Below are 21030 nucleotides of genomic sequence, written 5' to 3' on the forward strand. Positions count from 1 at the left end.
TTAATTAATAAAATAGGTAGGTAATTTTAGAAGAAATGGAGATTGAATAACAATTAAGCAAGTTATATGTTAAATTATTATCAAGAAAACAAATATAACAAAACCCAAGAATTTTCAAACTTTTTGTTTATAAAAAATAGTTTATTCTTTTAAGTGATACTTTTCATAGATGAAAGGCATTTATAACAAAAGTTTTCAACATAAAAAAAAGAAAATGTTTTTGAAAAATTTGTGCCAAGGAAAGGTTAAAAAACAAAAAAGCATCCCGATTTTCAATTAAGAAAAAAGGAAAGCTTCTCATCGGTAAGAACTCAAAAAAAATTGAATTTCTTACAACTCTCAGATTCCTCTGAGAACAACACAACGTTTTTGTATCGCTTAAAAAAAGCTCCAATTTCTTGAAGCTTTAGTTTTGCAATTTTTTAGCGGTCTGGACGGGACTCGAACCCGCGACCTTCGCCGTGACAGGGCGACATTCTAACCAACTGAACTACCAGACCGTTGCTTTATTGCGAGGGCAAATATACATTGCATTTTTAATATCACAAATCTTTTATTAAGATTTTTGAGAAAAATTTTAAATAAATTTTTGACGCTCTACCATGTATGTCGTTAGGATCTTATCAAAAGGTTGATTAATGTCTGCTTCAACATATTTAATTTGATATTGCAAACATTTCAATCTAATCGCTTTAAAGTACTCTTCTACAGCTATTTCATAACCTTCTTTAACTGTATCTGGATACAGGTTAATAAACTCATTGGTCTCCACATCAATAAACCGTTTTGGCGCATTATCAAAATCAAACTTAAGCTCTTTATCTTTATCAATCACATGAAATAATACAACTTCATGTTTGTTATGTTTTAAATGCCTTAATGCTTCAAATAATTTCACATCATCTGTAGACGTTTGGAACATATCGGTGAAAAAGAAAATTAAAGAGCGCCTGTGAATGTTCTCTGCAATTTGATGCAAATAGGTATACGTTTCTGTTTGTTTATTAAGCGATTTAGTAACGACGGCATTACTTAATTGACTAAGTAACATTTGATGGTGACGTTCACTTCCTTTCTCTGGTGCATAATAATCATACGCATCACTATAAATGCTTAAGCCTACTGCGTCACGTTGCTTTTTTAAGATGTGCATGAGCGATGCCGATGCTAGTGCCGCAAAGCCAATTTTATTCAAATTTGAAATACTGAAATCTTTCAGTTCAGGATAATGCATTGAACTGCTATTATCTATAATAAGATGACAACGTAAATTGGTTTCATCATCATAACGTTTGGTATAAAGTTTATCCGTTTTGGCGTATAACTTCCAATCGATATGACGTGTGCTTTCACCTTGGTTATAGATTTTATGTTCGGCAAACTCAGCTGAAAACCCATGAAACGGACTTTTATGCATTCCTGCAATAAAACCTTCCACGACTTGCTTAGCAAGAAGTTCTAGGTTTTTAAATCCTCCAGCTTTATTGAGTTCTGCTTGTAAATTCATTATCTATTTTAGAATACCATCAACAATTCCGTAAGCTTTAGATTCCTTTGCTCCCATCCAATGGTCACGATTAAAATCTTTCATCACCTTATCAAAATCCTGTCCGCAATTATCTGCTAAAATTTTGGCACTTAATTCTTTTGTTTTTAAAATTTCTTGAGCCGTAATTTCAATATCACTTGCTTGTCCACGAGCACCTCCACTTGGTTGATGAATCATGACACGAGCATGCGGTTGAATAAAACGTTTGCCTTTAGTTCCAACAGATAACAAAATCGATCCCATTGATGCAGCTAAACCTGTACAGATCGTTGACACATCACTTTTTAAAGATTTAATACAATCGTACATGGCAAAACCAGATGTTACATAACCTCCAGGACTATTAATATATAAATGGATGTCTTTGGTTTCTAACGCATCTAAATACATCAAACGATCAATCACGTGTTTCGCCGATTTATCATCAACCATTCCCCAAAGAAACACCTTACGTTCCTCTAATAATTTATTATCAATTATATCTTGTGCTTTAGTTTGCTTGCTCATATCTATTTTGTCTTAGGTCTTAATATTAGCTAAAAATAAAAAAAGGTTCACCATATTGGCAAACCTTTTATCATTTCTTTTAGATAATATCTTATAATAAAGAATCGATAGCTTCTGTATACGCGTTTTTAGGAGCAACTCCTACCTGACGACCTACAACTTCTCCGTTTTTGAAAACTAAAACCGTTGGAATATTACGAACGCCATACTTTGCAGCAAACTCTTGATTTGCATCAACATCTACTTTACCTACCACAGCTTTACCATCGTATTCTGTACTTATTTCGTCAATGATTGGTCCAACCATTCTACATGGTCCACACCAAGCAGCCCAAAAATCTACCATTACTGGTTTGTCACTATTTAATACTGTTTCTTCAAACGTTGCATCTGTTATTTCTAATGCCATAATTATATGTTATAAATGTGTTTAACTTCGTTTTAATACACAAAATTAGTCAAAAATTTTGCCAAACCTTACAATGGCAGTATTTGTTTTGATTATAAGGTTATTGATTCAATATATACTTTTTTGGGCACTTCCCTCTTCCACAAAAGTTACAGAGGGTCAGGCTTTCACTACTCGCTCTATTCGAGGAGCTCAAACAAGCCGTTCTATCCTTAGCGCAAACACATTATTTTATATGCAACCAAAAAGTTGCGTATTAAATATTTTTAGTATAATTTAGCAATCTCAAAATAAGGTATTAACCAAAAGACTAACATAATATGAAAGATTCTATCACAAAAGAAAAAGTATTTAACCACCCAATAGATAAAGTTTGGAATGCCATTTCAAAAGGCGAAGAAATTTCAACTTGGTTTATTAAAGCTGACTTCAAACCAGAGAAGGGATATAATTACACCTTCACGGCTAGTGAAGACAAAGGCTGTTTAACCATTACAGGAGAAGTTAAACAATCTAATCCTTATGTATTAGAATATACCTGGATTGTAGAAAATACTAATGTTGAAACGACGGTAACATGGACCTTAACACCAACTAATAACGGCACTAAATTACATCTAGAACATTCTGGCATTTCAAACTATGCTGGAGACTCAGCAATTGCAATGTTTGAGAGTTTTAATGGCGGTTGGGATGGTTGTATCAATCAACTCATCGATTATCTAAAATAACAACTTGATGCAAGATAGAATCACACAATTATTTAAGGCTATTGCAGATCCAACGAGGCGTGATATATTTCATGCCTTAGTGATTGCAAGTTCGGCATTATCAATTTCACAAATTGCAAATCAATTTGAAATTAGCCGGCAAGGCGTTACCAAACATATTAAAACTTTAGAAGATGCTGGCCTCATTCATTTAGACACAAAAGGTCGGGAACGTTTTTGTAATGCCAATGCAAAACCACTCAAAGAGCTCAATAAGTGGATGAAATTTTATGAACAATTTTGGGATGACTCTCTTGACAATTTAAATGACTACTTAGACACTAAAACGACCTAAGACTTAATCGTTTTTTGGTTTTTTATTTGAAAAGAACCAAATATTAAACTTGCACCACAGACTATAGTCATTAGGTGATCAGAAAAGGCATCTCCATTAACCAATCCAATAGAAGCTGCAGTCAAACCTGCAGTTCCAATAAAAAGCAAAATGTATTTTGTACGTTTCATATCTACGGTTTTAATTTATAGATATGTAGTAAACGATCTTAAAATGTTTCACTAATTCAATTTGTAGTACACTCCATCGGTATCCAATTCTTGAAGAAGTTCTTGAGAAATTTTGACCTTTTGTTTTCTACTTGGCAGATTCAATTTGATTTCCTCGTCGTTATCATAGATTACAAAATTGAGCGCATGATTACCTTCATGAATTCTAAACAGATCTTGAAGTTTAGCAATTCGCTGTTCCTTTAAATCATCAATATTTAGTTGAACTGATAGTTTCTTTGCGTAGGTATCCATCACATCGTGAAGCAATTGAAAACTATTAAATTGCAATCTTGGATCGCTCTTTTTTCCTGTCTCACGATTTACCCAACCTTCTCGTACATAGGACTTCACATAGACAAAACTATTTTTAACCAAAAAGTGTCGATACTTTAGATATTCTTCTCCAAAAATTCTAAACTCATAACTATCTGTATAATCTTCAACCATAAATAAAGCCCAACCTTTACCTTGTTTACTCACACGATGTTGCACATCTGTAACTACACCTCCAAAGGTTATTTCGCGATTGACATAATTTTCTAACTCATTAAAAAGTGCCAAGTTACCATTACAAAAGGTTTTCATTTCAATTTTAAAATCATCTAAAGGATGACCTGAAATATAAACACCAACCACTTCTTTTTCTTGAGCTAATTTTTCCATTGTTCCCCATTCTTCACAAGGTGGAACTATTGGTTCTGCTATCTGAACTTCACTAGTTGCGCCAAACAGACTCACTTGAGCAGAATTTTCATTTTCCTGATGTTTAGCTCCATATTTAATAGCTTTTTCCAAAAAGGTAATTCCATCACCATCATCATGAAAATATTGCGCACGATGCGCTTCTCCAAATCCGTCAAAACCTCCAGCCAAAGCTAAATTTTCAAATGCTTTTTTATTAGCTGCGCGAAGGTCGATGCGCTTGGCTAAATCAAAAATTGATTTAAAGTGACCCTCTTTTTTTCTGTTTTCAACAATCGTCATTACAGCACCATGACCAACACCTTTGATTGCTCCCATTCCGAAGCGAACTGCATAATCTTGATTCACTGAAAATTTATAATACGACTCGTTGACATCTGGACCTAAAACATCTAATCGCATACGCTTACACTCTTCCATGAAGAAGGTTACCTGCTTGATGTCGTTCATATTATTAGACAGCACAGCTGCCATGTATTCTGCCGGATAATGTGCTTTTAAATACGCTGTTTGATAAGCAATCCATGCATAGCATGTTGAGTGCGATTTATTAAAGGCATAACTTGCAAATGCTTCCCAATCTTTCCAAACTTTTTCTAGAATTTTAGCATCATGGCCTTTAGCACTTGCTTGTTCTATAAATTTTGGTTTCATTTTATCTAGAACCGCAATCTGCTTTTTACCCATTGCCTTTCGGAGTACATCGGCTTCACCTTTGGTAAAGTCGGCTAACTTTTGAGAGAGTAACATTACCTGCTCTTGGTAGACTGTAATTCCGTAGGTTTCTTTTAAGTATTCTTCCATTGCTGGCAAATCGTACTCAATATCTTCATCACCATGTTTACGACGCACGAAACTCGGAATATATTCCATTGGTCCAGGACGATAGAGGGCATTCATTGCTATAAGATCTTCAAACACCGTAGGCTTTAAATCTTTTAGATGTTTTTGCATTCCAGGCGATTCATATTGGAATACACCAACTGTTTCTCCCTTTTGAAACAACTCGTAAGTTTTTTCATCATCTAATGGAAAATGATCAGGATCAAGCAAAATATCATGCTTTGCTTTTACAATTTTTACGGTATCCTTAATTAAGGTCAAGGTTTTTAAACCAAGGAAATCCATTTTGAGCAAACCAGCATCTTCAACAACAGAGTTATCGAATTGTGTCACATATAAATCTGAATCTTTAGCGGTCGCTACAGGAACAAATTTAGTAATATCATCAGGTGTTATGATCACACCACAAGCGTGAATTCCAGTATTACGAACAGAACCTTCTAAAGTTCTTGCTAGATTAACCGTTTCAGATTCTAAGTCATCTCCATCAGCAATATTGAGTAACTGATTTACTTTTTCTAAATCTTCAGCTCTAAATTTCTTTCCTAGTTCTTTTTCATCAAGTCCAAAAATCTTATTCAGCTTGGACATTGTCGGAATTAATTTCGCAATTCGGTCTGCATCAAATAATGGCAAGTCTAACACTCTAGCCGTATCTCTTATAGATGACTTTGCAGCCATGGTTCCGTAAGTAATTATTTGAGCCACTTGATTGGATCCATATTTTTCAATCACGTAATCCATGACACGACTTCGACCTTCATCATCAAAATCGATATCAATATCTGGCATACTAATACGATCCGGATTTAAGAAACGCTCAAAAAGCAAGTCGTACTTTAACGGATCAATATTTGTAATCCAAAGGCAGTAAGCAACCACAGAACCTGCTGCAGACCCTCGACCTGGACCAACAGAGACATCCATATTTCGAGCCTCACGGATGAAATCTTCAACAATTAAAAAGTAACCTGGATAACCCGTATTTTCAATTACACTCAATTCAAAATCAAGACGTTCTATAATCTCTTCGGAAAGGTCTTCGTAGCGCTTTTTAGCACCTTCATAGGTTAAATGTCTTAAGTAAGCATTCTCGCCTCGTTTTCCGCCATCGGCTACATCAGCTTCATCTTTAAATTCTTCAGGAATATCAAATGCAGGCAATAAAACATCTCTTGCTAATTGATAGGCTTCCACTTTATCTACAACCTCTTGAATATTAGTAATCGCTTCAGGAATATCTCTAAACAAGGCTTTCATCTCTTCTGAAGACTTGAAATAATATTCTTGGTTGGGTAAACCGTAGCGATATCCTCTTCCACGACCAATTGGAGTCGCTTGTTTTTCGCCATCCTTAACACATAATAAAATATCATGTGCATTAGCATCTTCTTGTTTGCAGTAATAGGTATTATTTGATGCAATAAGTTTCACATCGTGTTTCTGTGCTAACTTAATAAGCACTGGATTCACACGATTTTCATCTTCTTGATTATGTCGCATTAACTCCACATACAAGTCATCTCCAAACTCTTCTTTCCACCAGATTAAAGCTTCTTCGGCTTGGTTTTCTCCCACGTTTAGCACTTTACTTGGCACTTCTCCATAGAGATTCCCTGTAAGACAAATTAAATCTTCTTTGTATTGCTGAATGAGTTTTTTATCAATTCGTGGTAAATAGTAAAAACCATCTACAAATGCATGTGATGATAGTTTAGCTAAATTGTGATAGCCATTTTTATTTTTAGCAATCAAAACAACCTGATAACCATTATCTTTTCGAGTTTTATCAGCATGATCTTCGCATACAAAAAACTCACAACCAAGGATTGGTTTAATTTCTCTTAAATCTGATGTTTCGCCTTTTTCTTGAGCTTCTACAATTTTCGCTTTAACAGATTTATTATGATTATTCACTGCTTTCACAAAATGAAAAGCTCCCATCATATTGGCATGATCGGTTAAAGCTACAGCTGGCATTTTATGTTCTGCTGCAACAGCAACCAAGTCAGAAATACTAATGGTAGATTGTAACACTGAAAACTGTGAGTGGTTATGAAGATGCACAAAATCAACATCAGCTAGGCCAGAAATGTTCTGTTTTATTTCTGCTTCTGAAATATCATCAACCTGTGCCTTTTGGAGTCGTTCATTAATTTTGGCACTTTTCTTTTTAAGGTTGATGTGCTTTAGACCTATTAATTGAATCGTTTGCGGATTCTTCGCATTAAAATTCTGAAAATAATCAGGTTGAACGTCTAATTGCTCTTTTGTGTATTCACCTAATCGAATCAATTCAAAAAAGCAACGCGTAGTTGCCTCAACATCTGCCGTTGCATTGTGAGCTTCAGCAAAAGGTGTACTGAAAAGAAACTGGTGTAATTCTGTTAATGTCGGAAGCTTAAACTTTCCATAACGACCACCTGGAATTTCACAGAGTGCAGCAGTATGTTCTGTACAAGTATCTAAAACAGGAAGTTCTTGAAGTTGATTTGTAATATCTTCTCTTACAAATTCGGCTCCCATAATATTGAGATCAAACTTTACATTTTGACCAACAACAAACTTTGTTTTAGATAATGCATTATTGAATTTTTCAAGCACTTCTTGCAAAGGAATACCTTGCTCCTGCGCTAATTCTGTAGAAATTCCATGTATTTTCTCAGCATCATAAGGAATATTAAAACCTTCAGGTTGTACCAAATAATCTTGATGATCAATACAGTTTCCCATGTCATCATGCAATTGCCAAGCTATTTGAATGCATCTTGGCCAATTATCAACATCTGTAATTGGTGCATCCCAACGTTTTGGTAATCCTGTAGTTTCAGTATCGAAGATTAAATACATGTAATTTTATTTCTATTTTAAATCTAAACCTTACGAAGTATCGCTTGGAAAGTAAGTCCATAAAATTACGAAGAAACTCCTCTTTTTTAAAAGGAAAGTTATAAACAGTTTTAAACAAAAAAAGTCAGCTCAAATGAGCTGACTTAAATACATTATATAATCGTAATTAGGATACTAATTCTTCGTGAACTTTTTCTGAATTAATTGCAGATTGAATTGAATTCTTATGCTTTATTAATAAACTATCAATAGTTGGTGGCAAGTTACTTTCTTTCAGTATTTCGTTATACTCTTCAAGACTGGCCTCTTCACCTCTAATTGCCTCTTCAAGAATTGCCTCTTCATTGTTTGAACTGAAAGTTGATTTTAATGACATCCAATTGCGATGCATTGTTCCTTTAAAACTTCCCGAATCTTCTGGAATTTTTCCATACTGTAAGATTTCAGTTCTCAATTCTTTTGCAAATTCACTTCTTTCGGATGCTCTTCTTTTAAAGAACATTTTTAATCTATCACTATCAACATTATTAATGGCATTCATATAGCCTTTTTCTGCATCATAATTTTTTACTAATAATTCGTTTAACTTGTTTGAAATTTTTTCTGAATACTTCATATTATCTTTTACATTTTTAATTCCAATACTTTCTTTTGTGATGCGTATTGTTTCACATCCAACTGTATAGAGTATAAGAATAAATGTAGGAAAAATCGAACAAATTAACATCTTTAACAAAGTCTTATGACTATTTAACAAAAAAAGCAGCCCATAGGCTGCTTTTTGTATATCATATTTAAATTGTATTACATATTGTCTAAATAATCTGGGATTGTATCGCCATCTGTGTCTACAGCATCTGCAGGATTTCCATCCATATTTGGATCTGCATTTTCATTTTGTGTTAATATGCTATCACCATCATCATCATTATCTAAATAGTCTACATCGCCATCGCCATCTGTATCAATAGGGTTTCCATTTTCATCTTTAGCTTCATGAATCGTAAGAATACCATCACCATCATCATCGTCATCTAAATAATTAAAAATCCCATCACCATCTGTATCATCATCAAACATACCATCGCCATTAAAATCTTCAAAGGCATTCGGGATTCCATCTCCATCATCATCTCCGCAGTTTATACTATCAAGTTCTAATTGAATAGTTCCATCAGGATCTCCACAAAATTCGATTTGTTCTTGTAAATAGAATTGATAATCTGTACATGCTAAGACATAATTTCCAATGGTAGCCAATTCAAATGCTGCCTCAGCTACATCTCTATTAGCTACAGCAAATTCACAAGGGAAAGGACATGGATTTAAATCGTTGATTTTTATTTCAAGGGCACCATTAAGATCGTTACAATACGTTCTTTGCTGAAGCATTGCTTGTACAAAAACTTGACAAGCAGTCGTATAATCATCACTACTAATATATGTAAGTTCAGGAGCTGTTGTGGCATCGAAAGCTGCTTGAGCTAAAGCAGTCTCTTCATCAGCGTCGTCACAAGTAAAAACTACAGCAGGAATACTCCCAGATGTTAAAGGTACTTTATAAAATATTCCGCCATTAAGTGGGTCCTCTTGAGTAGTTCCACTAAAGTTGACAACACGTAATCCAGATGCATCAAAAGCATTAAAACGGAACGTTCCGGAAAATGTGTTATTTAAAATCTCATCTAAGTTAATTTCGCCTAACTCAGGGTAAAGTGTCACGCTAGGATCTGGTCTGTTATTTGTAGAAAAGACAGTGCCATCTGCATCCGTAAATCGTGCTTCCATAGAATTCACATCGCCTAAAATATAACGACCAACTGCAACAGAAGGTATTTTTAGTTCTAATGTTTCCACATTATTTCCTCCTGTAATGGTTAAATATCCATTAATATCTATCGAAGCATTAAAAAATTCTGCTCTCCAGAGTACATAATCTTTATTTCCTTGTATTGATGGCGAATTGAATTCAACTTCATCTCCACAACTAACAAAAGTTATAACTGTTATGAGAAGTATAGCTAGTCTTTTCATTGGGTTTAATTTTTCTTCCTCTAAATAAAAATGAGGCACATTTTTAGGTAAATATAACGTTTTAGAACTTCCAAAAGTATAATAAAATTTCAATATTACTTAATTTCAAATAAAATGTTCTAAATTAAATAATTGTATTATCTTTGCGCTCTCATTAATAATAGAGGTCGCGAACCTCACTAATTAATTACATATGTCAGTTAAAATTAGATTACAAAGACACGGTAAAAAAGGGAAACCTTACTACTGGATCGTAGCAGCAGATGCAAGATCAAAAAGAGATGGTAAATACTTAGAAAAATTAGGTGCTTACAATCCAAACACTAACCCAGCAACTGTAGAATTAAATGTTGATGGTGCAGTACAATGGTTACAGAATGGTGCACAACCAACTGATACAGCCAGAGCAATTTTATCTTATAAAGGTGCAATGCTCAAAAATCACCTAGCAGGTGGTGTTGCTAAAGGTGCTTTAACAGAAGAACAAGCAGAAGCTAAATTTAATGCTTGGTTAGACGAAAAAGCAACTAAGGTAATGGCTAAGGAAGCTGGTTTATCTGAAGCTCAAGCGAAAGCAAAAGCTGATGCATTAGCCGCTGAAAAAGCAGTAAATGAAGCAAGAATAGCAGCTGCGGCTCCTGTTGTTGAAGAAGAAGTAACTGAAGAAGTAACCGAAGAAGCTCAAGCTGAAGGTGAAGAAGTGACTGCTTCAAACGAAGAAGAATAGAAATTTTTTTTTATACTTTTAAACTCCGATACACTGTATCGGAGTTTTTTTGTTAAATAGCACAATTACTTATGAATAAAAAAGAGTGTTTCTTTCTCGGTAAGATTGTTAAAAAATATAGTTTTAAAGGGGAGTTATTAGTCAAATTAGATACTGACGAACCTGGATTATATGAACATATGGAATCTGTTTTCATAGAAGTTCGAAATAATCTAGTGCCATTTTTTATAGAATCTTCTCAACTTCATAAATCTGAATTGTTACGTGTTAAATTTGAAGATGTCGATACCGAAGAAGATGCTGATTCACTCATCAAAAGTAATTTATACTTACCACTAGAGTTTTTACCAAAACTAGATGATGACAAATTTTATTTTCACGAAATCATTGGATTTAAAGTAGAGGACAAAAACTTTGGACATGTTGGTGTTATTAAATCTGTAAATGATTCTACTGCACAGTCGTTATTTGAGATAGATCGAGATGGCATAGAAATCTTAATCCCAATGAATGATGAGTTTATCTCAAAAGTTGATAAAGCGAATAAAACCATTTTTGTTAACACTCCAGAAGGATTGATTGATTTGTATTTAGATGAATAAACCATTTCAATTCAAACAATTTAGTTTAGATCAAGATCAATGTGCAATGAAAATTGGTACAGATGGTGTTCTATTAGGTGCATGGACTTCAATTGAAAACAACCCGTTTTCAGTTTTAGATATTGGTGCAGGCACTGGAATTTTAGCTTTAATGATAGCACAAAGAAGTCATGCCGAAGTGATTGAAGCTATAGAAATAGATGACCGTGCCTATGAACAATGCGTAGATAACTTTGAACAATCCCCTTGGAATGATCGTTTGTTTTGCTACCACGCTTCTTTAGGTGAGTTTGCTGAAGAAATTGATGACACTTATGACTTAATTATTTGTAATCCACCTTTCTATTCTGAAACTTATAAAACTAAAAACGACCAACGTGATTTGGCTCGATTTCAAGATGCCATGCCTTTTGAGCAATTATTAGAACGTATGTCGTCTTTATTATCTGAAAAGGGAGTATTTTCAGTAATAATCCCATGTAATGAAGAACAACATTTCATCTCATTAGCCAACAAAATTACTCTTTTCCCAAAACGAATAACGCGCGTAAAAGGCACACCTTCATCTGATATAAAACGAAGTCTAATTGAATTTTCATTTTCTAAAACAGTAACAAAAACCACTGAATTAATCATTGAAAACTCTCGTCATAACTACACAGAAGACTACATCAATTTAACAAGAGATTTTTATTTAAAAATGTAAGTTATTGGCGTATTATTTATAGTCATTTCTAATTGTTTGTCAGAAGGTAATTGATAAATGCGTAAATTAGAAGACAGCTTATCACCTAACAATAATGCGTATGCCATCTAAATTCCATATTGATTCCGATATTACAAAAGCAGAAACACTTCCAACTTCGTTTTATAAAGACCAAGCCACTTTTGAAAATCTAAAAGAACAAGTGTTTCTAAAATCATGGCAGTGGATTGGCGATGAAAATCAAGTTGCCTTATCAGAATCTGTCCATCCGTTTGTTCTTCTCGACGGCTTTCTAACCGAGCCCATGGTGCTTACTAAAGATGACCATAACAGTATAAATTGCTTAACAAATGTCTGTACGCATCGCGGAAATTTAGTTGCATTGCATTCAGGAAAAACCAATAAACTCACGTGTATGTATCATGGAAGACGCTTTAATCTTAAAGGCGAATTCGAACATATGCCCGAATTTAATGACGCTAAAAATTTTCCAAGACCTTGTGATAACCTACACAAATTTCCATTAAAAAAATGGGGTCCCTTTTTATTTGCTGGATTACATCCAGCGTTCGATTTTCAACAAGTCATTGATACAATGAACGAACGTATTGGGTTTTTACCTTTAGAAGATTTCCACCTCGACACAACATTATCAAAAGATTTTCTAGTTCATGCGCACTGGGCTTTATATTGCGATAATTACCTCGAAGGATTTCATGTTCCTTTTGTTCATGAAGATTTAAATGCAGTATTAGATTACGGCAGCTATACTACAGAAATTTATGAGCATTGCAATTTACAAATTGGTTATACAAATGAAGCTATAGACGTGTTTGATTTACCGAAGGATCACATTGATTACGGGAAAAATGTTGCCGCTTATTATTATTGGGTATTCCCAAACATGATGTTCAATTTTTATCCTTGGGGACTTTCTATAAATATTGTAAAACCACTTGAATTAAATCGAACTAAAGTCTCTTTTATTTCTTACGTATACGATCCTTCAAAACTTGATAAAGGTGCAGGAAGTGCACTAGAAAAGGTTGAACGAGAAGATGAGTTCGTAGTTGAAAATGTTCAAAAAGGTGTTCGTTCTTCTTTTTATAAGGCTGGTCGATTTTCTCCAACAAGAGAACAAGGTGTTCATCATTTTCATTTGTTGTTGTCCAAATTTCTAAATGCTTAAGTCCAAATAATTTCATTTTTTATATACTAAAATCTCATCTTTAAATTGTCAACTGAAAACGTTTTCGTTACTTTTGTGATTCAAACAAAACAACATACAAATGAAGCCAGATTTATTCGAAGCACCTGATTATTATAATCTTGATGAATTACTTTCTGAAGAACATAAATTAGTACGTGATGCAGCTCGAGATTGGGTAAAACGTGACGTTTCACCTATCATTGAGGAGTATGCTCAAAAAGCTGAATTCCCAACACAAATTGTTAATGGCTTAGCAGAAATTGGTGCTTTTGGTCCTTACATTCCTGTTGAATATGGAGGTGCTGGATTAGATCAAATTTCTTACGGTTTAATCATGCAAGAAATTGAACGTGGAGATTCTGGTGTTAGGAGTACTGCTTCTGTACAATCATCTTTGGTCATGTATCCTATTTGGAAATACGGAAATGAAGAACAACGTATGAAGTACTTACCAAAATTAGCTTCTGGAGAATGGATTGGGTCATTTGGGTTAACCGAACCTGATCATGGAAGTAATCCTGGAGGAATGGTAACCAACTTTAAAGATATGGGAGATCATTACCTTTTAAATGGTGCGAAAATGTGGATTTCAAATTCTCCTTTTTGCCAAATTGCAGTAGTTTGGGCTAAAGATGAAAGTGGACGTATTCATGGTTTAATTGTAGAACGCGGTATGGAAGGCTTCTCAACTCCTGAAACACACAATAAATGGTCGCTTCGTGCAAGTGCTACTGGTGAACTTATTTTTGACAATGTAAAGGTTCCTAAAGAGAATTTATTACCTAACAAATCTGGTCTTGGAGCTCCTCTTGGTTGCCTAGATTCTGCACGTTTTGGTATTGCTTGGGGAGCAATTGGAGCAGCTATGGATTGCTATGATACCGCTTTACGATATAGCAAAGAACGTATTCAGTTTGGCAAACCTATTGGTCAATTTCAATTACAACAGAAGAAATTAGCTGAAATGATAACTGAAATCACAAAAGCTCAATTACTTGCATGGCGTTTAGGCGTTATGCGTGAAAATGGAACGGCTACATCTGCACAAATTTCTATGGCGAAACGTAACAATGTGGATATGGCACTAAAAATTGCTCGTGATGCTAGACAAATGTTAGGCGGCATGGGAATTTCTGGCGAATATTCGATCATGAGACATATGATGAATCTTGAAAGTGTGGTGACTTACGAAGGAACTCACGACATTCATCTTCTTATTACAGGTTTAGATGTCACTGGTCTAAACGCCTTCAAATAGTCGCTAAGCGACATTTAATTATCGCACTCAGACTGAATTGTTGCGGGTAAAATAATTTTATAGAAATTTAAGAAAATGCTTCTCGTTTAAGAGTAGCATTTTTTGTTTACATTTACTTCATGTCTTCAAAAACTAGATTAGATCGCGCTTATAAAAATGCCAAAATTGTCAACTTTGATAATTCTAGTAAATATGTTCTTTTTAGTGATTGTCATCGAGGTGATAATAGTTTTGCGGATGACTTTGCCAATAATAGAAATATTTATTTCCATGCCTTAAAGCATTATTATGCTGAAGGTTTTAGTTACTGTGAACTTGGTGATGGTGATGAATTATGGGAAAATCTCTCGTTTGATTCCATTTTGAATGCACATAAAAATGTATACATGCTTATGAAGTTATTTCATGAGCAGAACCGTTTACATATGATTTGGGGAAATCATGACATGGTCTATCGCGATCCAAAATATGTAGAAAAGCATTTATCGACTTATTTTGACCCTAAAATTGGCGAAGACGTAGAGTTATTTTGTGACCTCAAATATCAGGAAGCTGTAGTATTAAAACATTCTGAAACTGATCAAGAGCTGTTTTTAACACATGGTCATCAAGCAGATTGGTGGAATTATATTTTTTGGAAGTGGAGTCGGTTTTTAGTTCGTATTCTTTGGAAACCATTAAATGTTATGGGCATTGCAGATCCTACGAGTCCAGCAAAAAATTATAAAGAATTAATTAAAGTTGAGCGCAGAACTAAAAAGTGGATTATAGAAAATAACAACTTAATTACGGTTGTTGGTCATACACATAGGCCTCGTTTTCCTGAACCAGGAGATATTGCTTTTTTTAACGACGGAAGTTGTGTGCATCCCAGAAGCATTACAGGTATTGAAATTGAAAATGGTGAAATATCTCTAATCAAATGGCAAATTGCCACTACTGATGATGGCACATTAAAAATTGTTCGGGTTTTATTAGAAGGTCCTCGAAAACTTGCAGCTTACAAAACTGAATAGTTTAAGCTAAACACTTTTAAGCTTAGCCTTCTGAGCCTTTGTTTTCATGTGTGAAATTTTATTTAGCACTGTAATTTTATCTGTATAGGTTTTACTGCAACCTATGACATCATTACGAGTTGGTTCAACAAATTCGAAACACCAACTTCCACAACTTAAATTTTTAATTTTATAGAATACGTCTTTATGACATTTACTACGCATAAGGCGAATCATTTGAAGGCACTCAACCCTTGTACTGAAAGATTTACTTGAAAATTCAATCTTGTCATTATACTTAAATAAAATTCTGTAATCTTTTGGTTTAGATGTAAATACTACAAAAACTGCCATAGTGTATTCTTATGACCATATTTACGTAAAAAAGAGTGGGATGGTTTTACTCCAATTAACTTTCTGGAGCTAACTCGACTTCTAAGCCTTCCATGTCTGGAGTCATTTGAATTTGGCAGCCTAAACGTGAATTATCCTTAACATAAAACGCTTCACTTAGCATTGCTTCCTCATCATCTTGCATTTCTGGCAATTCGGTTTCACTTAACACATAACATTGACAAGACGCACACATGGCCATGCCACCACAAATCCCAATCGTTCCTTCTGGAGCCAATTCGTACGAACGAACAACTTCCATAAGATTCATAGCCATATCTGTTGGTGCTAAAATCTCGTGCGTAACACCAGCTCTATCGGTTATTTTTATGTTAATATCTTGTTCCACTACTCTATCTTTTTAACAACTGCCTTTGGCGCTTCTTTTCGTGTACCATCAAATCCATCTACTCCACTTACTGTTGTATATTTCAAAACGTATCGTTTTCCTGGATTTATAATTTGGTAAGCGGCTTGACACATTAATGTGGCTTCGTGAAAACCACAAAGGATTAACTTTAATTTTCCTGGATAGGTATTGACATCACCAATAGCAAAAATGCCAGGAATATTGGTTTGATAATCTAAAGCATTATTTACTTTAATTGCATTCTTTTCAATTTCTAATCCCCAATTTGCAATAGGTCCTAGTTTTGGTGACAATCCAAAAAGTGGTACAAAATGATCACACTCTTTTTTGATTGTTTCATCCTCCTTCTTTATTAATAGTGCTTGTATTTTATTATCGCCTTCAAGTCCCACAACCTCAGCAGGAGTTATTAATTCAATTTTGCCTTGGTTTTTTAATTCTTGAACTTTTTCTACTGAATCTAGATGGCCACGAAATTCATTACGCCTATGAATTAGTGTCACTTCGCTAGCCACATCACTTAAGAAAATACTCCAATCTAGAGCAGAATCTCCTCCACCAGCAATGATGACTTTTTTATTTCTATAAATTTCAGGGTCTTTAATAATATATTCTACACCCTTATCTTCGTAGTCTGTAATGTTTTCTAATAATGGTTTACGAGGTTCAAAACTTCCTAATCCACCAGCAATTGCCACTACAGGAGCTTGATGTTTTGTTCCCTTATTGGTTGTTACAATAAAGGTCCCATCTTCTTGTTTATCGATTGTTTCGGCACGTTCTCCTAAGGTAAAACCAGGTTCGAACTGTTTACATTGTTCTAATAATTTATCGGTAAGATCACCTGCAAGAATTTCGGGATAAGCTGGAATATCGTAGATAGGTTTCTTAGGGTAAATCTCAGAACATTGTCCGCCAGCTTGTGGTAATGCATCAATTAAATGACATTTTAATTTCAATAAACCTGCTTCAAACACTGTAAATAAACCAGTTGGTCCAGCTCCTATGATGAGTATATCTGTTTTAATCATTTTAGTTCTGAGAAAGTAGGAATCTCATGATTTCTACTTTCATTTTAATTTAAAACCTACAAGGTTTTGGAAGCCTTGCAGGTCATATTCATTTATATTTTAGTAATGACAAAGTTCTCTAAATTTAAATCTAAATTTAATGACATTTATCAGTTTGCGTGAAGGATTGAGGCTTTGTTGGAGCTCTTTTTTATGTTCCTAGAGATTCTTCGACAAGCTCAGAATGACAAGTAAAAAAAGCGACTGCCGAAAGCCTGACCCTTGTGGTCACGCCCAACTAAGCTTCAATATTAATAACCTGTTCTATTTGAGGCGCATATTTTTTAATGGTCATCTCAACACCAGATTTAAGCGTCATTTGATTTACACTACAACCAACACAAGCACCTTGTAATTGCACCTTAACCAAGGTATCATTTTCAATAGATAATAATGAAATATCGCCTCCATCACTTTGTAAAAAAGGACGAATTTCATCTAATGCTTTTTCGACATTCAGTCTAAGTTCTTCTGTACTCATATGTTATTTCTTTACTGCTGAACATCCAGCCATAGTGGTTATTTTAATCGCTTCGGTTGGTGGCAAATCGTCATTTCTTCGAACCACTTCTTCAACAACATTTTGAGTTAGCTTCTCAAATGCTTGTTCTAAAGTTGTAGCAGTTTGCAAGGCTGCTGGACGACCTACATCTCCTGCTTCTCTAATGCTTTGAACCAATGGCAACTCACCTAAAAATCTCACATTTAAATCTTCAGCGAGGTTTTTAGCACCTTCTTTTCCGAAGATATAATATTTATTGTCAGGAAGCTCATCTGGTGTAAAGTAAGCCATATTTTCGATAATACCCAAAACAGGTACATTGATGCTTTCTTGCTGAAACATAGCCACTCCTTTTTTGGCATCTGATAAGGCAACATTTTGAGGTGTACTTACCACAACAGCTCCTGTAATTGGTAGCGATTGCATGATACTTAGATGAATATCACCTGTTCCTGGAGGCAAATCGATTAACATAAAATCGAGTTCTCCCCAAGCCGCATCAAAAATCATTTGGTTGAGCGCTTTTGCAGCCATTGGACCTCTCCAAACAACAGCTTGATCTGGTTTTGTAAAAAAGCCAATCGATAGCATTTTTACGCCATAGTTTTCTACAGGACGCATTTTAGATTTCCCATCGACGTTAACGGCTAATGGTCGTTCTAATTCTACATCAAACATAATTGGCATTGATGGGCCGTAAATATCGGCATCTAAAACACCAACTTTAAATCCCATTTTTGCTAAAGTCACAGCAAGGTTAGCTGTTACTGTAGATTTACCAACACCTCCTTTACCGGAAGCAATAGCTATTATATTTTGAATACCAGGAACTTTTTTTCCTTTAATTACATTAGGCGCAGACTTGGCTGGCGCATTCACTTTTACATTTACCGATATTTTAGCCTTTTCGTACACCTTATCATGAATGGTTTTCATGATTTCTACTTCGGTTTTCTTTTTGGCTTGTAAACTAGGATTCGTGATTGTAATATCTACAATAACCTCATCGGCAAAGGTTACTACATTTGTAACTGCTCCACTCTCCACCATATTTTGTCCTTCACCAGGTGCAGAAATAGTTTCGAGTGCTTTGAGTATATCTTGTTTGTTTAGTTTCATAAGTTTAAATTGTGTGAAAACAGTCTTTAACTAAAATAGGTTTCAACTGAGCTCAACCTGACAAGTATTCTTATCTAGATTAATTCTAAATGCAAAGATACTTAATAAAGCTTGAAGTTTAAAGTGTTAGGATTGCAATTTCCTATAGCTTAATTAGGATAGATTATCTAAGTAAAACGCCTCTATAATTCCTTAGCTGGATCCCAAAAAATCTGATCTAAATCTTGTATTTGGTTGTCTATAACGGTAATACCTTCGCTCTCTAACAATTGTTGCATAAGATTAGTGCCATCAAAATGGTGTTTTCCTGTGAGAAGCCCTTTTCTATTTACAACACGATGCGCAGGAACATCTTTTCCGTGAGAACCATTCATGGCATAGCCTACCATTCTAGCACTTCGTTTTGCGCCTAAATAATTGGCTATGGTTCCATAACTGGTCACTCTTCCGTAGGGAATTTGTTTGGCAACCTCGTATACTTTATCGAAGAAATTTAAAGTTTCGGGCTTCATATTAAAGATCCTTTATAATATGAATCAAAGTTATAATTGCTACTACTCCAGTTATAAGTCCAATACTTTTATTCATATTCTTTTGGGATGTAAACTTTTTACTTTTGATTTTATCAAAAAAGAAAATATAAACGTACAGCATTACGAAAGTTCCCATTGAAGCACCAGAACAATAGGTTAATATACTCGTAGGATCAAACGCAAACCAACCAAAACCTGCAATAGTTATGGTCATATAAGCTTGATATGGAATAGGAAACACATTTATAGCAGACAAAAACATCCCTTGAAATAGACGACTGTGTTTACTACTTCTTGAATCGGTTTCTACATCTGGTTTGTTTTCAGATTTAGCAATTAATAAAAAATAAATTGTGATTAATATAAAAATAACAAAAGCAACACGTTGCAAAATTTCTACAACATCTCTGTGATTACTCAAATAACGAGCAAACATTGCTGCTATATAGGTCTGTAAAAAAACAATAAGACAAACACCAATAGAAAACATAATCCCTCTATTGGAGCCTTCTTTTAAACTAATTTTTGCTGCAGTCATATTTAATAGTCCAGGTGGAATAACGCCTAAAAGCGCTATCAATAAACCTAGAAAAAAAATAACTGTAATGTTCAAAATCTATTTTAATTTAAACCTAATATACGTAATTGGTTTGTTATGCTCTAAATATTGAGATTCGTAAAAGGTTTGAATGCCTGTTACATCCTCTGGACTCCCTTCTTGCTTGTACACATCATGATTAGCATAGAGAATGTCGTGACCTTCACCTTGTAAAAGACCTAAGGTATAGCCATGCATAAATTCGCTATCGGTTTTTAGGTTAATAATGCCATCAGGTTTTAAAATGGTTTTGTAGCGTTGCAAGAATTGAGAATTTGTCATCCTGTGTTTGGTGCGCTTATATTTTATTTGTGGATCTGGAAACGTAATCCAAATTTCATCGACTTCATTTTTGGCGAAAGCGAAATCAACGAGTTCAATTTGAGTTCTTAAAAAACCAACATTAGGAATACCTTCTTCAATAGCCGTTTTTGCACCTCTCCAAAATCGAGCTCCTTTAATATCAATACCTATAAAATTCTTTTCAGGATATTTTTTAGCCAATGCCACAGAATACTCTCCTTTACCACATCCTAGTTCTAAAACCAAGGGATTGGAGTTCTTAAAAAAGTTGGCTTGCCAATGTCCTTTCCATTGAAAATTATCGGTTACCAATTCATCTCTTGATGGCTGAATGACATTTGCAAACGTTTCATTTTCATTAAAACGCTTTAATTTGTTCTTACTTCCCACAGTTCATAAAATATTTCGTCAAAATTAAGGAAAGATATTAGTATTATCTTTGTTTTTAAGTGTCATCTTTAATTTTGAAACTA

24 protein-coding genes and 1 tRNA gene are annotated in these 21030 nt (G+C 34.5%); 8 read left to right on the top strand and 17 right to left on the bottom strand.

What is annotated here, in order from left to right; all coding sequences use genetic code 11:
- Positions 1-426: 426 nt before the first annotated feature.
- The 4 genes from VOI25_RS01375 to trxA all read right to left on the bottom strand — a co-directional run bounded on the left by VOI25_RS01375 (position 427) and on the right by trxA (position 2465).
- Positions 427-500: transfer RNA gene (locus VOI25_RS01375), tRNA-Asp, on the bottom strand.
- 77 nt (positions 501-577) lie between these two features.
- Positions 578-1507 carry a DUF58 domain-containing protein gene (locus tag VOI25_RS01380; RefSeq protein WP_323787095.1) on the bottom strand — a complete coding sequence of 310 codons (930 nt, stop codon included), beginning with the start codon at positions 1505-1507 and terminating at the stop codon, positions 578-580.
- 3 nt (positions 1508-1510) lie between these two features.
- The gene (locus tag VOI25_RS01385) at positions 1511-2056 is read right to left on the bottom strand and encodes an ATP-dependent Clp protease proteolytic subunit (protein WP_323787096.1); all 546 of its coding nucleotides are present in this window, start codon (positions 2054-2056) and stop codon (positions 1511-1513) included.
- A gap of 91 nt (positions 2057-2147) precedes the next feature.
- A complete protein-coding gene (gene trxA / locus VOI25_RS01390; RefSeq protein WP_323787097.1) occupies positions 2148-2465 on the bottom strand; it encodes a thioredoxin in 318 nt (105 codons plus the stop codon).
- A gap of 320 nt (positions 2466-2785) precedes the next feature.
- Here trxA and VOI25_RS01395 point away from each other — a divergent pair, with 320 nt between their 5' ends.
- Positions 2786-3196, top strand: coding sequence for an SRPBCC domain-containing protein (locus VOI25_RS01395; protein ID WP_323787098.1), 411 nt, complete (start codon positions 2786-2788; stop codon positions 3194-3196).
- 7 nt (positions 3197-3203) lie between these two features.
- On the top strand, positions 3204-3530 hold the full coding sequence (locus VOI25_RS01400; RefSeq protein WP_323787099.1) for a metalloregulator ArsR/SmtB family transcription factor: 327 nt from the start codon (positions 3204-3206) through the stop codon (positions 3528-3530).
- On the opposite strand, the gene VOI25_RS01405 is transcribed toward VOI25_RS01400, so the two are convergent.
- From VOI25_RS01405 to VOI25_RS01420, 4 genes are all read right to left on the bottom strand, one after another.
- The gene (locus tag VOI25_RS01405) at positions 3527-3700 is read right to left on the bottom strand and encodes a hypothetical protein (RefSeq protein ID WP_323787100.1); all 174 of its coding nucleotides are present in this window, start codon (positions 3698-3700) and stop codon (positions 3527-3529) included. The two genes, VOI25_RS01400 and VOI25_RS01405, sit on opposite strands and share 4 nt — an antisense overlap.
- Before the next feature lie 51 nt (positions 3701-3751).
- Positions 3752-8137, bottom strand: coding sequence for a DNA polymerase III subunit alpha (gene dnaE, locus VOI25_RS01410; protein ID WP_323787101.1), 4386 nt, complete (start codon positions 8135-8137; stop codon positions 3752-3754).
- 166 nt (positions 8138-8303) lie between these two features.
- Entirely contained in the window at positions 8304-8753 is a 450-nt protein-coding gene (locus VOI25_RS01415; RefSeq protein ID WP_323787624.1) for a PA2169 family four-helix-bundle protein, read from the bottom strand.
- Between the two features lie 188 nt (positions 8754-8941).
- The gene (locus tag VOI25_RS01420; protein WP_323787102.1) at positions 8942-10171 is read right to left on the bottom strand and encodes a DUF6252 family protein; all 1230 of its coding nucleotides are present in this window, start codon (positions 10169-10171) and stop codon (positions 8942-8944) included.
- 193 nt (positions 10172-10364) lie between these two features.
- Between VOI25_RS01420 and VOI25_RS01425 the strand changes: the two genes are divergently transcribed.
- The 3 genes from VOI25_RS01425 to VOI25_RS01435 all read left to right on the top strand — a co-directional run bounded on the left by VOI25_RS01425 (position 10365) and on the right by VOI25_RS01435 (position 12206).
- Positions 10365-10898, top strand: a complete 534-nt coding sequence (locus VOI25_RS01425; RefSeq protein ID WP_323787104.1) for a 30S ribosomal protein S16 — start codon at positions 10365-10367, stop codon at positions 10896-10898.
- Positions 10899-10969: 71 nt separating this feature from the next.
- The gene (gene rimM / locus VOI25_RS01430; RefSeq protein ID WP_323787105.1) at positions 10970-11500 is read left to right on the top strand and encodes a ribosome maturation factor RimM; all 531 of its coding nucleotides are present in this window, start codon (positions 10970-10972) and stop codon (positions 11498-11500) included.
- On the top strand, positions 11493-12206 hold the full coding sequence (locus VOI25_RS01435; protein WP_323787106.1) for a tRNA1(Val) (adenine(37)-N6)-methyltransferase: 714 nt from the start codon (positions 11493-11495) through the stop codon (positions 12204-12206). Before rimM ends, VOI25_RS01435 begins: the two co-directional genes overlap by 8 nt.
- On the opposite strand, the gene VOI25_RS01440 is transcribed toward VOI25_RS01435, so the two are convergent.
- Positions 12191-12313, bottom strand: coding sequence for a hypothetical protein (locus tag VOI25_RS01440; protein WP_323787107.1), 123 nt, complete (start codon positions 12311-12313; stop codon positions 12191-12193). The genes VOI25_RS01435 and VOI25_RS01440 overlap by 16 nt on opposite strands.
- Here VOI25_RS01440 and VOI25_RS01445 point away from each other — a divergent pair.
- The 3 genes from VOI25_RS01445 to VOI25_RS01455 all read left to right on the top strand — a co-directional run bounded on the left by VOI25_RS01445 (position 12307) and on the right by VOI25_RS01455 (position 15690).
- Entirely contained in the window at positions 12307-13395 is a 1089-nt protein-coding gene (locus VOI25_RS01445; protein WP_323787109.1) for an aromatic ring-hydroxylating dioxygenase subunit alpha, read from the top strand. The two genes, VOI25_RS01440 and VOI25_RS01445, sit on opposite strands and share 7 nt — an antisense overlap.
- Positions 13396-13495: 100 nt before the next feature.
- Complete coding sequence (locus tag VOI25_RS01450; RefSeq protein WP_323787110.1) at positions 13496-14674, top strand: acyl-CoA dehydrogenase family protein; 1179 nt, start codon at positions 13496-13498, stop codon at positions 14672-14674.
- Positions 14675-14793: 119 nt separating this feature from the next.
- Positions 14794-15690 (top strand): serine/threonine protein phosphatase, encoded by an 897-nt coding sequence (locus VOI25_RS01455; protein WP_323787111.1) that lies wholly within the window; start codon positions 14794-14796, stop codon positions 15688-15690.
- A gap of 6 nt (positions 15691-15696) precedes the next feature.
- Here VOI25_RS01455 and VOI25_RS01460 read toward each other — a convergent pair whose 3' ends face one another.
- From VOI25_RS01460 to trmB, 8 genes are all read right to left on the bottom strand, one after another.
- Positions 15697-16023, bottom strand: coding sequence for a hypothetical protein (locus VOI25_RS01460; protein WP_323787112.1), 327 nt, complete (start codon positions 16021-16023; stop codon positions 15697-15699).
- A 55-nt stretch (positions 16024-16078) separates the two neighbouring features.
- Complete coding sequence (locus VOI25_RS01465; protein ID WP_323787113.1) at positions 16079-16411, bottom strand: 2Fe-2S iron-sulfur cluster-binding protein; 333 nt, start codon at positions 16409-16411, stop codon at positions 16079-16081.
- A complete protein-coding gene (locus VOI25_RS01470; protein WP_323787114.1) occupies positions 16411-17463 on the bottom strand; it encodes an NAD(P)/FAD-dependent oxidoreductase in 1053 nt (350 codons plus the stop codon). The genes VOI25_RS01465 and VOI25_RS01470 overlap by 1 nt, the downstream gene beginning before the upstream one ends.
- 277 nt (positions 17464-17740) lie before the next feature.
- On the bottom strand, positions 17741-17983 hold the full coding sequence (locus VOI25_RS01475) for a NifU family protein (protein WP_323787115.1): 243 nt from the start codon (positions 17981-17983) through the stop codon (positions 17741-17743).
- Positions 17984-17986: 3 nt separating this feature from the next.
- A complete protein-coding gene (locus tag VOI25_RS01480; protein ID WP_323787116.1) occupies positions 17987-19123 on the bottom strand; it encodes an Mrp/NBP35 family ATP-binding protein in 1137 nt (378 codons plus the stop codon).
- Between the two features lie 182 nt (positions 19124-19305).
- Positions 19306-19635: an MGMT family protein gene (locus tag VOI25_RS01485; protein WP_323787117.1), complete on the bottom strand. Its 330-nt coding sequence runs from the start codon at positions 19633-19635 to the stop codon at positions 19306-19308.
- 1 nt (position 19636) lies between these two features.
- Positions 19637-20269, bottom strand: a complete 633-nt coding sequence (locus VOI25_RS01490; RefSeq protein WP_323787118.1) for a LysE family transporter — start codon at positions 20267-20269, stop codon at positions 19637-19639.
- A 3-nt stretch (positions 20270-20272) separates the two neighbouring features.
- Positions 20273-20947: a tRNA (guanosine(46)-N7)-methyltransferase TrmB gene (trmB, locus tag VOI25_RS01495; protein ID WP_323787119.1), complete on the bottom strand. Its 675-nt coding sequence runs from the start codon at positions 20945-20947 to the stop codon at positions 20273-20275.
- Positions 20948-21030 lie beyond the last annotated feature (83 nt).

It is taken from the genome of Psychroserpens sp., assembly GCF_034670085.1.
Taxonomy (GTDB): Bacteria; Bacteroidota; Bacteroidia; order Flavobacteriales; family Flavobacteriaceae; genus Psychroserpens.